The following is a 12833-nucleotide window of genomic DNA, read 5'->3' on the forward strand; positions in this document are numbered from 1 at the left end:
GATGTTGTATTAGCAACAGGCAGTCGACCATTTGTACCATCTATTCCAGGTTTAGAAAACGTTGATTATGAAACGACAGATACGTTTTTTGATATGGAAGCGTTACCTAAATCATTAGTAGTCATAGGTGGTGGCGTCATTGCTACAGAATTGGCATCATCCATGGCAGATTTAGGTGTCAAAGTAACCATTGTAGAAGTAGCAGATGATATATTGCTTACTGAAATTGATGAAGTGAGAGCGCTGTTGAGAGAACATTTAGAGTCACAAGGGATTGAAATTATTACATCTGCAGATATTGAAAAGGTAGAGAAAAAGTCATTGCATTTAAAAGGACAAGATACGATTTCTTTTGATCGTTTGTTAGTAGCAACAGGGCGTCAACCAAACATCGAAATTGTAAATGATTTGGAGTTGAGTCGTGACGGTAAGTACCTACAAGTTGATGTGCACTATCAAACATCAAAAGCACATCTTTATGCAATCGGAGATTTAACATCTGGTTATCAATTAGCGCATGCCGCAAGTGCTCATGGTATACATGTAGCTGAACATTTAGCTGGAATGCAGCCCAAAACAATTAAACAAGAAGATATTACTCGCTGTATTTATACACGTCTCGAGGCTGCATCGGTAGGATTATCAGCTGAACAAGCTGAAGCGCTAGGTTACGAAGTGAAAGTGACGACATCTGGTTTTCAAGGAAATGCTAAAGCCATAATTAAAGGTGAAGGCCAAGGATTTGTACAGTTGGTAATAGATGAAAAATATAAAGAAATACTAGGTGCATTTATAGTAGGACCACATGCTACCGATTTAATTGGGGAATTACTAGGTGTTAAAGCATCTGAGGGAACGATTGCTGAGCTGAGTGAAATTATTCAACCCCATCCGGCATTGTTGGAAGCGATTGGAGAAGGTGCAGATGCTTATTATAATCAGGCGATTCATATGTGAGATATGCCATGATGTTTAGTTAAAGCAACGACGATGACTAAATGGACATAGCAAGCCACTATAAAGAGGATATGAGGAGGAATGAGTTATGGAAAAAGAACAAGCACGTTGGATTTATAAAACAATGAATGAAATTCGCTATTTTGAAGAAAAAGTGCACAAAATTTTCAGTGATGGTAAAATTCCTGGTTTTGTCCATTTATATGTTGGAGAGGAAGCAGTTGCAACTGGTGTCATGTCACAACTTGAAGATGATGATTACATCACGAGTACCCATCGTGGTCATGGCCATGCCATCGCGAAAGGCTGTGATTTGAATGGCATGATGGCAGAAATTATGGGTAAAAAAACAGGATTAGGTCATGGTAAGGGTGGCTCTATGCACGTAGCCGAAATTGATAAAGGTATGTTAGGTGCTAATGGAATTGTAAGTGGCGGTTTTGGTTTAGCAATCGGAGCAGGTATTTCTATTCGCAACCAGCAGAAAGAAAATGTGGCTGTATGTTTCTTTGGTGATGGCGCTGCAAACGAAGGCAATTTCCACGAAGGACTTAATTTTGCGTCTATTTTAAATTTACCGGTTATCTTTGTTTGTGAGAACAACCAATTTGGTGAAGGTACAACACATGATTATGCCAGTGCGTCAGAGACAATTGCTGAACGCGCTTCTGCATATAACATGCCAGGTGTACGTGTGGATGGTATGGATGTCATGGCAGTCTTAGAAGCGACAGAAGAAGCGGTTGCGCGTGCTAAAAAAGGTGAAGGACCGACCCTAATTGAATGTGATACTTATCGGAAATATGGTCACTTTGAAGGTGACGAACAAAAGGTTAAATCACCAGATGATCGCAATGCTGATAAAAATGCAACCGAAGAATTTAGAAAGCAAGCGATTGAAGAAGGTTGGTTAACTGAAGACGAAGCTGACGACATTGAAAAAGCTGCAGAACAAGCAGTTGAAGATGCCGTGAAATATGCTGATGACAGTGATTTACCAGATGTCGAATCATTATATAAAGATGTATTTGCCTAAAAGGAGGATATCATTATGACTGAAACGCGAAAGCTAACATTTATGGGTGCAATTAACGAAGCGATTGATCAATCAATGGAACAAGATGAAAATGTCATTCTCATTGGTACCGATGTCTCTGGTGGTGCAGGCGTTAAGCACATTAAAGACGATGATACTTTTGGCGGCGTATTTGGAGTGACAAAAGGATTAGCGAAAAAATATAGCCGTAATCGTGTCATTGATACACCGATTGCAGAACACATTACATTAAGTGCAGGAGTGGGGGCAGCAGCTACAGGCTTGCGTCCGATTGCAGAACTTATGTTTAATGATTTTCTAGGATTTGGATTAGATCCTATTTTAAACCAAGGCGCTAAAATGAGATACATGTTTGGCGGTAAGGCTAAAATTCCACTTGTCGTGCGAACAGTTCATGGGGCTGGTGCAGGTGCAGCGGCACAACATTCTCAATCACTTTATAACGTGTTTGCTGCGATACCAGGTGTAAAAGTAGTTGTTCCGTCAAACCCATATGATGCCAAAGGATTATTAATGGCGGCGGTACAAGATGACAATTTAGTCGTATTTTCAGAAGATAAAACGTTACTTGGGCAAAAAGGAAATGTGCCAGAGGAACCTTATACCGTTGATATAGGTAAAGCACGTGTTGTCCGTGAAGGAGAAGATTTATCCATTGTGGCAATTGGTAAAATGGTTGCTGTAGCCGAAGAAACCGCAGATCGTTTAAAAGACGACAATATTTCCGTTGAAGTGATAGATTTACGCACTGTCTCACCATGGGATGAAGAAACTGTATTAACATCTGTTAAAAAGACCGGACGTTTAATTGTGATTGATGAATCTAACCCACAATGTAATGTTGCAGGAGATATTGCTTCGGTTATGGGCGACCGTGCTTTTGATTATTTAGATGGTCCAATTAAAAAAGTAACGGCGCCAGATACTCCTGTACCATTCGCAGCAAACTTAGAACAAGCATATATTCCAAATGCAGATAAAGTATTAGATGTTGCAGCAGAATTAGTTGATGACTTAAGAAAAGTTAAATCATAAATGAGGGGGTGACATAAATGAGTCAAAATATCATTATGCCAAAGCTAGGTATGACAATGACAGAAGGTACTGTAGAAGAATGGTTTGTCGCTGAAGGTGATGATGTCAACGAAGGTGATAGTATAGCAACCATTAGCTCAGAAAAATTAACCCAAGATATTGAAGCGCCAGCGACAGGAACATTGCTAAAAATCGAGGTTCAAGCAGGAGAAGATGCTAAAGTTAAAGGTGTTCTTGGAATCATTGGTGATGCAGACGAAGCTACAGATAATAGCTCAAGTTCAACTGAGTCAACAAATGAAACTGCAGATACATCAGAACATGATCAGCATGAGACGTCAACGGAGACAGCAAAAGACGATGCTCAATCTTATTCAACAGAAAAATCAACTGCAGATGTGGAAAAATCACCACAACACACGCGTATCTTTATTTCACCACTTGCACGCAATATGGCTGAAGACAAAGCGTTAGATATTAATCGCATAAAAGGCACAGGTGGAAATGCACGTATTACCAAATTAGACATTCAACGCGTAGAAGCTCAAGGTTATGATTACGATGACAGTAAAGCTACTGAAACATCAGTCCAAACAAGTAAAAACGTTGATGTTACTAATATTGGAGAAGGATTAAATCCAATGCGTAAGCGCATCGCACAAAATATGCGTGAAAGTTTAGCTAACACAGCCCAATTAACATTACATCGCAAAGTAGATGCCGATCGTCTACTTGATTTTAAAGACAAATTAACCGTTGAATTAAATCAAGCAGATAAAGATGTGAAATTAACTGTAACTGCACTCTTAGCTAAAGCAGTTGTACTTGCCTTAAAAGACTATGGCGCAATGAATGCACGCTATGACAATGGTGAGCTATTGGAATATGAGGATGTTCATTTAGGTATTGCAACATCATTAGAAGAAGGGCTAATGGTACCTGTTATTAATGAAGCTGATACGAAAAGCATTGGTGCACTCGCTGAAGAAATTAAAAAAACATCTCAAGCCGTACGTGATGGTCACACAGATGATGTTCAATTGAGTGGTGCAACATTCACCATCACGAATATGGGTACAAGTGGTATTGAATACTTTACCCCTATTCTTAATCTAGGAGAAACAGGGATTTTAGGTGTTGGTGCATTGATGAAAGAAGTCACATTAGATGGTGATAGTTTGAGACAAGTGTCACGTATTCCTTTAAGTTTAACTTTCGATCATCAAATATTAGATGGCGCAGGCGCTGCAGAGTTCTTAAAAGTATTAGCAAAATATATCGAAAATCCATATTTACTTATTTTATAATAGGACAGCACACCCTCAATGCATTGGTTAAATGGATTGAGGGTGTTTTTTTGGAAAATTACTATCTTTTATTGTAAGATAGTTGACAAAATGAATTTGATGTACTATCTTATATTACAAGATAGTTGATAAAAAGGTGATAGATATGTCTGTTTCGAATCAAATGATGAAGGGGCTTTTAGATGGTGCAATTTTAGGCTTAATTGCAAAAGGTGAAACGTACGGTTACGAAATTTTAGAAAAATTGAAAGAAAATCAATTTCCAGAAATTAGTGATGGGAGTATTTATCCAGTTTTACTACGTCTAAGCAAAAAGGGTTATGTGCATACCACAACACGTAAATCCGATAATGGCGGCCCTAAACGCAAATATTATACAATTTCTGACAGTGGTTTAGACGAATTAACACGTTTTAAAGAAAAATGGCAATATTTAAATATTGGAATGACAAATTTATTCGGGAGTGAAATAAATGTTAAGTAAACAGTCAGAGGAATTTTTAACTAAACTTAGAGTAGAATTGTTATTTAGAGGTAAAAGTGAAGAACAAATTGATGAAATAGATGAAGAATTAAGAGATCATTTAACGATATGTGAACAGCAAGGTAAAGATGTGAGCGATATTATTGACACGCCAGTACAAGATTATGCCAATCGCTTTGCACGGCATATGCCGTTTGCTAATCAATTGGCTAAGTATATGACTTACTTTATTCTCTTTATGATTGCCGTATTTACTATCCCAGATTTATTTACTAAATCATTTACATTAAGTGTCGGTTATATTTTAAATATTTTCTTTATCTTCTTTATCAATGTCATTGTAGGATTGTATGTAATTAAAATGCTTATTTTAAAATTTGGAGATAAGAAGAGGCTTTATGTTTTAGCCTTTTTGACTGGTTTTCCTATCTTTGGCTTAATGGTATTAAGTACGTATTTAACAGGAAAATTTCCGATTTATAACATCGTGACATTGAATCAACAGCAAAGTATTATTTTAGGGATAGTCTTACTTATTGCAGTTATGTTAGCATGTATTTTACTAAAGCAAAAAGTGTATGCACTGATTATTTTAGCACTTTGTATGCCTAATATTGTTGCGTGTTTGTTTGCTAAAGACAACTCACAATATATCTATATTTCTGTGATAGGCTTAGTTATATTGACTTTCGTATTTATCGCCTTTAACATCTATCAGTTTTGGAAAGAAAGCCGTACTAATAAATCGAAATAAATTGAAATATAAAAAACAGAGTCATGATACTTAAAAGTTAAGTATTGCATGGCTCTGATTTTATTTGGATGATGTCTGAACAACATCTATTATAATAAGACTCAAAACTTACTATAAAATCGCTACACTATTATTATACATAATATTATGGGATTATAGTGGTGTTTTAGCAATAAATATGAGTAATTTTATAAGAATTAATAGACAATTTACAAAAAGTGTCGCCTAATTTCTAATTATTTTAGTTGTGTAGTTTATTTTTCTTCTGCAATTGTGACTTGACGAATAAAAATTGAGAATATAATGCACAATCTATACAATAAAATTGTACGAAAATAGTTGTAAATTTAACACTTTCAAATATAATTATATCAACTATTCAATAATCGTTATTTTGAACGTGCACAAGCGGTTTACTGCGATATAATCAAAACATAGCAACTTTCGAGTTGCTAAATTTAACACAAGTGAAGAATTTGTGTATGAAGCTATAGTCAAAAAGTTGAAATCACTGAGGTTCCAACGACACATCGATCGATGCTCTGCAGAGTATAACGCGCTACAAAATTAGTTGGATTTGTAGCGCGTTATTCAATTTGTAATAATAAAGAAAACTTATTTACTTCGCAAGATTTCAGACATTAATTGTGTATAAAGGCCACTCGCTTTGTAGCCAATTAAGATGTCTTCCGTTTGAATTTTCGAAATGTGAGGTAAACCTCGAATTTTACATACCTTTTGATGATAATCTTCAAAAGAAACAGACGTTTTAGATTGAAATAACTCATAGAAATAACGATCAAGTTCACGCGTTTCATTCACAGTATAGCCGTATCGCAATAGCATTAAGTCACGAGTTTTTAAGTCAGGTGCTAATGTTTCTTGTAACATATCGATAGATTGTTTTATTAACAATAATTCATGATCTAATGCTTCTTGATTCAAACTGTTCAACTCCTTATTACTAAGAATAACCCTAACGTATCATAGCTTAATAAGATATGAAAGTAATGAAGGACAGGGGCCCCAGCAAAGAGAATTTCGAGAAGAAATTCACCAGGCAAAGCAAGTTGGGGTGGGGCCCCAACAGAGAGGCTTTCGAAAAGAAAGCCAACGGACAACGCAAGTTGGGGTTCTGAATACATATAATAAAAAATATAAAATGAGATATGCTAGAATGTTACTAATAATAGCATCATAGGTTATGTCAATAAGACATCTACGTATATATAAAGATTAAAACATGGAATAAAATTACTGGAGGCAAGAACATGCTAGCAATTTTGAAAAGCACGGTTAAATTCATGCTCAAGTTTCTTGATTTTGAAAAGAAATGGGACTACTATTTTATGTTCTTTTTGAATTCAATTGTTATCATTGGTATTTTTTGCTTTCCATTAGCTATAGAAATAAAAATACTGCTAAATTTAAAGAATGATTTTTTGGAAATTATGCTAATTGCTATCGTATGTGCATTGATATTATCAAATATAATGGTATGGATCGTATTAATACAGACATGCTTAAACTTTTTTATAATTTACAGGGATTTGCAAGGTAGATGGTTTATCAAGAGAGGTTTAAATAGAAAATTTTATGAAAACAAATTAAGGTTAGATACAGTAGAAGATATAAATAAGGAACTTGCTTCAAAAAATGTAGATTATCCATTACGAGCACTTTATAAATGTATTCATTATAGATACTATGATTTTGAAGGGAATATGTACGAAGAAATTGCATGTATATTTAGCAAACTTCATATGATACGAATGCATCTTTTTTCCCATCCGCATAAGAAGAAAAAGCTGGGTCTGCTTATATTAACCTTTATGATGAGCATAATGGTATGTATTTCATATATTACAGGTGGAAGTCCAATATTTTTAAATCGTATTATACCATATGCACAGTGTGTTTATTGCTTGATTAGTACAGGTATTCTAGCATTTATCAATGATGATCTTATAACAGAAAATAATAGGGCGAAAATTTTAGTAATACGGTATTTTCAACAACGAAATAATAATAAACGAAATTTTTAATAGAGGGCGGGACTACGAATTCATTATGAAGTCTGTCCCGCTCTCGTCGTAAGAAGCACAAAGATGATTTCTAATATCAAACCATCTTTGTGCTATTATTTTGTGTTGAGACCTATATAAATATTACTAGATCCTTCATTGCTTTCCGTTTTGTTCCAGGCTACAATAAGTATTTGAAAACGGTTGCTCATTAAACAACAACGAATCCTGAGATAGAGAGTAGGGTGAATGATGATTGATCGACAATTGAAATTAGTACAGTTATTTTTAAATAATCAATCGAGTTATTTAACGTCAGATGAGATTGCAACGTATTTAAATGTATCGAATCGGACGGCACGAAATGATATTAAAATTGTGAATATGTCACTGTTAGCAGAACTGATTATAAGTGTAAAGGCTAAAGGATATACGCTTAATACGGCACGTTACACGATTGAAGATATCGAAGCGGCTCTTCAAAGATTTTCTTTGCAGGATAGTAACCATCTAGTGCAGCTGGGTTATCGATTGTTGATGCATCATACCATCGTAACTCTGACAGATTTGGAACAACAATTTTGTTTCACAAAGCGTGAATTATTGGATTATTTAGAGCGTTTGCGCATGTGGTGTGACAAGTTTGAAGTAGATATACATATAAAAAAAAGAAAAGGTATTATTGTAGAAGGTAGTGAAACTGCAATAAATAATGCAATTTTACATTTGAATCAGTTAGCAACACAGCATGTACGTGTGGAAGATTTGATTCTGAATGAACTACCCGAAGCACATGTTTGTACAATACGTCAGATTTTTAAAACTAATTTACAAGCGGAGCAACTATCTACATCCGACATACAAATAGAACAATTGATGATCCATCTTATTTTAATTATGAAAAGACATCAGTCGAATGCACAGTCTTGGCATTTAAATGAAGAAGCCTTAGTGATTTCACGAGGAATTATTGAAGAAATTAATCATCGTTTAGGCTATGACTTAAATGATGATACAAGCCAACTATTCTCTTTTTTCATCGGTTATCATTTTAATAAGTTTGAGCTAACGTTCGAAAAACTATTTATTGATAGTTATATTCAACAATTAATTTTAAAAATGGAAGCAAAGATGCATATTCCATTTAGTCAAGATGTTATTTTAAAAGACAATCTAACAGAACATTTTAGTCGTACGTATTTGAGGATTATAAAAGAAGTGTATATGAATAATCCATTGACGAGTGAAATCAAAACGCTCTACCCATATGCCTTTAATGTATTATTTGACATTGTTCAAACACTGTCGCAAAGAGCGGATATTACGCTGAGTGAAGATGAAATTGCCTTTTTAACCATTCATTTTCAAGCATCCATTGATCGAAATGAAGTGACGCGTGTTCATATGGTTATTTGTTGCTACTATGGCTTAGGTATTTCTCAACTATTAGAAACGAAATTAACAACATTAAATCGACATATTAAAGTGCAAGATACGCTTCAGTATGATGATTTGGCTACTTATTCATTTGAAGGTGTGGACGTTTTAGTGATGACACATGATATAGATGTTGAGGTACCATCATATGTTGATGTCATAAAGATATCTCCATTATTATCAGAAAAGGATCAACATCAAATTCAATCATTGGTTAAGCAAAAGCTTAATCCAACCATAACCTCCCATGATATGAGTTCAATTCCTATTAAAGTGATTACAGCTAAGTCATATCAAAGTTTGCCTGAGTTATTTGATCGTGCACATGATATTTTAATGGCATGTCATGCAGTGCAAGAGGATTACATTCATACAGCATTATTACGTGAGAAAGCATCATCCACCTATATTGGACATGGTGTAACCATGCCACATGGAGATCCAGACAAGGTGCTAAAGTCACATGTTCTAATTTTTAAACATAGTGAGGGTTTTTATTGGCAAGAACATGAGGTCAAGTTAGTCTTTTTCTTAGCCATTACACCTCAAGATATACACATGAATAAGCAACTGATGCACGTGCTAGCTCAATTAGATGATTCAGCTGTAGAACACTTGAGTCGCTTAGACGAAGTTGCATTTAAACAAGAAATTTTCGATTAATACAAGGATAATTGCCGGTACTAGTGGCAATTATCTTTTTTAATGCCTTAATGTTATCGCTTACAATTTAAGTTGAGGAGCGTGATTGAAATGAAAATATTAGCGATTACATCTTGCCCGAATGGAATTGCTCATACATATATGGCTCAAGAAAAATTAGAACAAGCAGCTAAAGAGATGGGTGTTGATATTAAAGTTGAAACACAGGGCGGCGTGGGAGCAGAAAATGTGTTAACTGCCAAGGAGATACGTGAGGCAGATGGCATTATTATTGCAGCTGATAGACAAGTTGATTTGGCTCGGTTTCATGGTAAACGATTAATTAATGAAAATGTGCGCGAAGGCATTCATCATCCACAAGCATTAATTCAACGTATCATTGATCATGACGCTAAAATTTATCATCATCACGGTGAAACAAACGAACATGATGTGGTAGATGATGAAAATAAAAAAAGTGGCGTGCAAATGGTCTATCAACATCTAATGAATGGTGTGTCATTTATGGTGCCATTTATAGTTGTAGGTGGATTGCTGATAGCGATTGCTTTGACGTTAGGCGGAGAAACATCATCTAAAGGCCTAGTGGTGCATGATGGTACATTTTGGAAATCAATTGAAAATATAGGAAAATTATCATTTGGATTTATGGTACCGATTTTAGCTGGATATATTGCATATAGTATCGCAGATAAACCAGGTTTAGTACCCGGGATGATTGGTGGTGCTATCGCAGCGGATGGTAGTTTCTATGGTAGTGCTGCAGGTGCCGGTTTTCTTGGTGGCATTGTTGCAGGGTTCATTGCTGGTTATGTTGCTAAATGGATTAAACAGGTTAAAGTTCCAAAAGCGATGGCACCAATTATGCCAATTATTATTATTCCGATATTAGCTTCATTGGTTGTCGGTTTAATTTTTATTTTTGTTATCGGAGGGCCAATCTCGAGTATTTTTAGTGTGTTAACCACTTGGCTAAAAGGTATGCAAGGTACAAATATCATTATCTTAGCACTAGTCATTGGTGCAATGATTGCCTTTGATATGGGTGGCCCAGTTAATAAAGTAGCTTTTCTTTTCGGTTCGGCTTTGATCGCTGAAGGCAATTATACGGTTATGGGAATGGTCGCAGTTTCTGTGTGTACACCGCCGATAGGTTTAGGTCTAGCTACATTTTTCCAAAAACATAAATTTAATCAATCAGAACAAGAAATGGGTAAAGCGTCATTTACAATGGGATTATTTGGTATTACTGAGGGTGCAATTCCATTTGCAGCACAAGATCCATTGCGTATTATCCCAGCCAATATGTTTGGCGCAATGGTGGCAGCAGTGATTGCAGCTTTAGGTGGTGTGGGTGACCGTGTCGCGCACGGTGGTCCGATTGTAGCAGTACTTGGAGGTATCGACCATATTGTTTGGTTCTTTATAGCAGTCATTGTTGGTAGTATCGTGACAACGCTGACTGTATTATTGTTAAAACGTAAAACGCCTGCCATTAATGTTGATGAAACACAGGCAAAAACAACGTTAGCCACAGAAGTTACTACGCCTCCACAATCGTCAGTAAATGAAAATCTTGACAATAAAAATACTGCTGAACAACAAGTCTTTCATCAAGAGTTGATTGAACGTGTCCAAACACCTATGACGCGTGATGAAGCAATAGATTGCCTTATTCAGCAATTGGATAAACATGGCTATATTAATGATTGTTTAACTTTAAAAGATGCTATTGTAGCGCGGGAAGCCGAAGCGACAACTGCAATAGGAATGAACGTGGCGATTCCACATGCCAAGTCAGCTGCAGTTAAAGAACCTGTTGTGGCAGTATTACAGCATCAAACAGGTGTAAAGTGGGATAGTCTAGATGGTTCATTACCACAAATTATTTTCTTAATAGCTGTGCCAAATCATAGTAATGATACACATTTGAAGTTGTTACAACGTTTATCAAGAGCCTTAATGGACGATGCTACACGTAAACAATTTATTGAAGCAGCATCAACAGCAGATATATATCACATGTTACAACAACTATAAAGGAGGCGTCAGGACATGGTGTTATTTTTACAACCAGTTTTTCAAGAACGCATTTGGGGAGGTCGTGCCTTACAACAACAATTTAATTATGATATTCCAAGTCATACTACTGGTGAATGTTGGGCGATTTCAGCACATCCAAATGGTCCGAACATTATTGAAAACGGACCGCATAAAGGAAAGACTTTGACGCAAGTATGGGATGAAGATCGCGCATTATTTGGAGAAGATCAACGCAGCCAATTTCCACTGTTAACAAAGATTTTGGATGCTAATGATAAATTATCTGTGCAAGTTCATCCGGATGATGCCTACGCTTTAGCACACGAAGGCGAGTATGGCAAGACAGAGTGTTGGTATATTATCAGTGCTAAGGAAGGTGCAGAAATTATTTATGGTGTTCATGCAGATAATCAAATTGAGTTAGCCCAGAAGATTGATGCACGAGACTTTGACACGTTATTTAAACACGTTCCGGTTAAAGCAGGTGATTTTTTCTATGTGCCGGCTGGAACTGTACATGCCATTGGGGCCGGGATAACGATTCTAGAAACACAACAATCTTCAGACACGACCTATCGTATTTATGATTATGATCGCAAAGATAAAAATGGACAACTACGTGCACTTCATTTGGAACAGAGTAAGGCGGTTATTGATCTTGAAACGAAAAATCCTAATACGGTGCCGATACATAGTATCAAGCACGGCCAGTCAATGACACAGTTTGTGTCAAACGCATTCTTTACAGTAGATAAATGGGAAATTGATGGCACGTTACCATATGAGAAACCACATGTTTATTGTCTAGTATCTGTGATAGATGGACAAGGTATTGTAGCTATAGATGGAGAACAATGGCCAATTAACAAAGGCAGTCATTTTATTATCACAGCTGATGATTATGACGTTGAATTTGATGGACAACTCACGTTAATCGTTAGTCATCCATAAAAGGAGCGGGACAGAATTCATTATGAATTCGTAGTCCCGCCCTGGTAAGGTTGACTAGGATTGAAAATATCTTGGTATAAGCATATGTTCAATTCAGTCAACTACTGCCAATATAGAGTTC

General features: G+C 36.0%; 11 protein-coding genes. 10 read left to right on the top strand and 1 reads right to left on the bottom strand.

The window, feature by feature from the left end:
• From HMPREF3267_RS06180 to HMPREF3267_RS06205, 6 genes are all read left to right on the top strand, one after another.
• A partial coding sequence (locus tag HMPREF3267_RS06180) for a dihydrolipoyl dehydrogenase family protein (RefSeq protein WP_070866797.1) occupies positions 1-957 on the top strand: 957 nt, incomplete at its 5' end.
• Positions 958-1045: 88 nt separating this feature from the next.
• On the top strand, positions 1046-1993 hold the full coding sequence (locus tag HMPREF3267_RS06185; RefSeq protein WP_002479037.1) for a thiamine pyrophosphate-dependent dehydrogenase E1 component subunit alpha: 948 nt from the start codon (positions 1046-1048) through the stop codon (positions 1991-1993).
• Between the two features lie 15 nt (positions 1994-2008).
• Entirely contained in the window at positions 2009-3049 is a 1041-nt protein-coding gene (locus HMPREF3267_RS06190) for an alpha-ketoacid dehydrogenase subunit beta (protein ID WP_002479036.1), read from the top strand.
• Positions 3050-3066: 17 nt separating this feature from the next.
• Complete coding sequence (locus HMPREF3267_RS06195; protein WP_002479035.1) at positions 3067-4356, top strand: dihydrolipoamide acetyltransferase family protein; 1290 nt, start codon at positions 3067-3069, stop codon at positions 4354-4356.
• A 145-nt stretch (positions 4357-4501) separates the two neighbouring features.
• A complete protein-coding gene (locus HMPREF3267_RS06200; RefSeq protein WP_002460740.1) occupies positions 4502-4840 on the top strand; it encodes a PadR family transcriptional regulator in 339 nt (112 codons plus the stop codon).
• Positions 4830-5594 carry a hypothetical protein gene (locus tag HMPREF3267_RS06205; RefSeq protein WP_002479034.1) on the top strand — a complete coding sequence of 255 codons (765 nt, stop codon included), beginning with the start codon at positions 4830-4832 and terminating at the stop codon, positions 5592-5594. The genes HMPREF3267_RS06200 and HMPREF3267_RS06205 overlap by 11 nt, the downstream gene beginning before the upstream one ends.
• 615 nt (positions 5595-6209) lie before the next feature.
• Here HMPREF3267_RS06205 and HMPREF3267_RS06210 read toward each other — a convergent pair.
• The gene (locus HMPREF3267_RS06210) at positions 6210-6539 is read right to left on the bottom strand and encodes a hypothetical protein (RefSeq protein WP_002492454.1); all 330 of its coding nucleotides are present in this window, start codon (positions 6537-6539) and stop codon (positions 6210-6212) included.
• Between the two features lie 326 nt (positions 6540-6865).
• Between HMPREF3267_RS06210 and HMPREF3267_RS06215 the strand changes: the two genes are divergently transcribed.
• From HMPREF3267_RS06215 to manA, 4 genes are all read left to right on the top strand, one after another.
• Complete coding sequence (locus tag HMPREF3267_RS06215; protein WP_002479032.1) at positions 6866-7639, top strand: hypothetical protein; 774 nt, start codon at positions 6866-6868, stop codon at positions 7637-7639.
• Positions 7640-7867: 228 nt separating this feature from the next.
• Positions 7868-9718 carry a BglG family transcription antiterminator gene (locus HMPREF3267_RS06220; RefSeq protein WP_237450136.1) on the top strand — a complete coding sequence of 617 codons (1851 nt, stop codon included), beginning with the start codon at positions 7868-7870 and terminating at the stop codon, positions 9716-9718.
• Between the two features lie 90 nt (positions 9719-9808).
• Positions 9809-11758 carry a fructose-specific PTS transporter subunit EIIC gene (locus HMPREF3267_RS06225; RefSeq protein WP_002479030.1) on the top strand — a complete coding sequence of 650 codons (1950 nt, stop codon included), beginning with the start codon at positions 9809-9811 and terminating at the stop codon, positions 11756-11758.
• 15 nt (positions 11759-11773) lie between these two features.
• On the top strand, positions 11774-12712 hold the full coding sequence (manA, locus tag HMPREF3267_RS06230; RefSeq protein WP_002479029.1) for a mannose-6-phosphate isomerase, class I: 939 nt from the start codon (positions 11774-11776) through the stop codon (positions 12710-12712).
• The last annotated feature ends 121 nt before the right edge of the window (positions 12713-12833 follow it).

The organism is Staphylococcus sp. HMSC62D11 (genome assembly GCF_001839145.1).
GTDB lineage: Bacteria > Bacillota > Bacilli > Staphylococcales > Staphylococcaceae > Staphylococcus > Staphylococcus lugdunensis.

Excerpts from the sequence above, each read along its gene's own strand:
- HMPREF3267_RS06185 (WP_002479037.1), top strand. The coding sequence starts at position 1,046 with ATGGAAAAAGAACAAGCACGTTGGATTTATAAAACAATGAATGAAATT.
- HMPREF3267_RS06190 (WP_002479036.1), top strand. The coding sequence starts at position 2,009 with ATGACTGAAACGCGAAAGCTAACATTTATGGGTGCAATTAACGAAGCG.
- HMPREF3267_RS06195 (WP_002479035.1), top strand. The coding sequence starts at position 3,067 with ATGAGTCAAAATATCATTATGCCAAAGCTAGGTATGACAATGACAGAA.
- HMPREF3267_RS06200 (WP_002460740.1), top strand. The coding sequence starts at position 4,502 with ATGTCTGTTTCGAATCAAATGATGAAGGGGCTTTTAGATGGTGCAATT.
- HMPREF3267_RS06205 (WP_002479034.1), top strand. The coding sequence starts at position 4,830 with ATGTTAAGTAAACAGTCAGAGGAATTTTTAACTAAACTTAGAGTAGAA.
- HMPREF3267_RS06215 (WP_002479032.1), top strand. The coding sequence starts at position 6,866 with ATGCTAGCAATTTTGAAAAGCACGGTTAAATTCATGCTCAAGTTTCTT.
- HMPREF3267_RS06220 (WP_237450136.1), top strand. The coding sequence starts at position 7,868 with ATGATGATTGATCGACAATTGAAATTAGTACAGTTATTTTTAAATAAT.
- HMPREF3267_RS06225 (WP_002479030.1), top strand. The coding sequence starts at position 9,809 with ATGAAAATATTAGCGATTACATCTTGCCCGAATGGAATTGCTCATACA.
- manA (WP_002479029.1), top strand. The coding sequence starts at position 11,774 with ATGGTGTTATTTTTACAACCAGTTTTTCAAGAACGCATTTGGGGAGGT.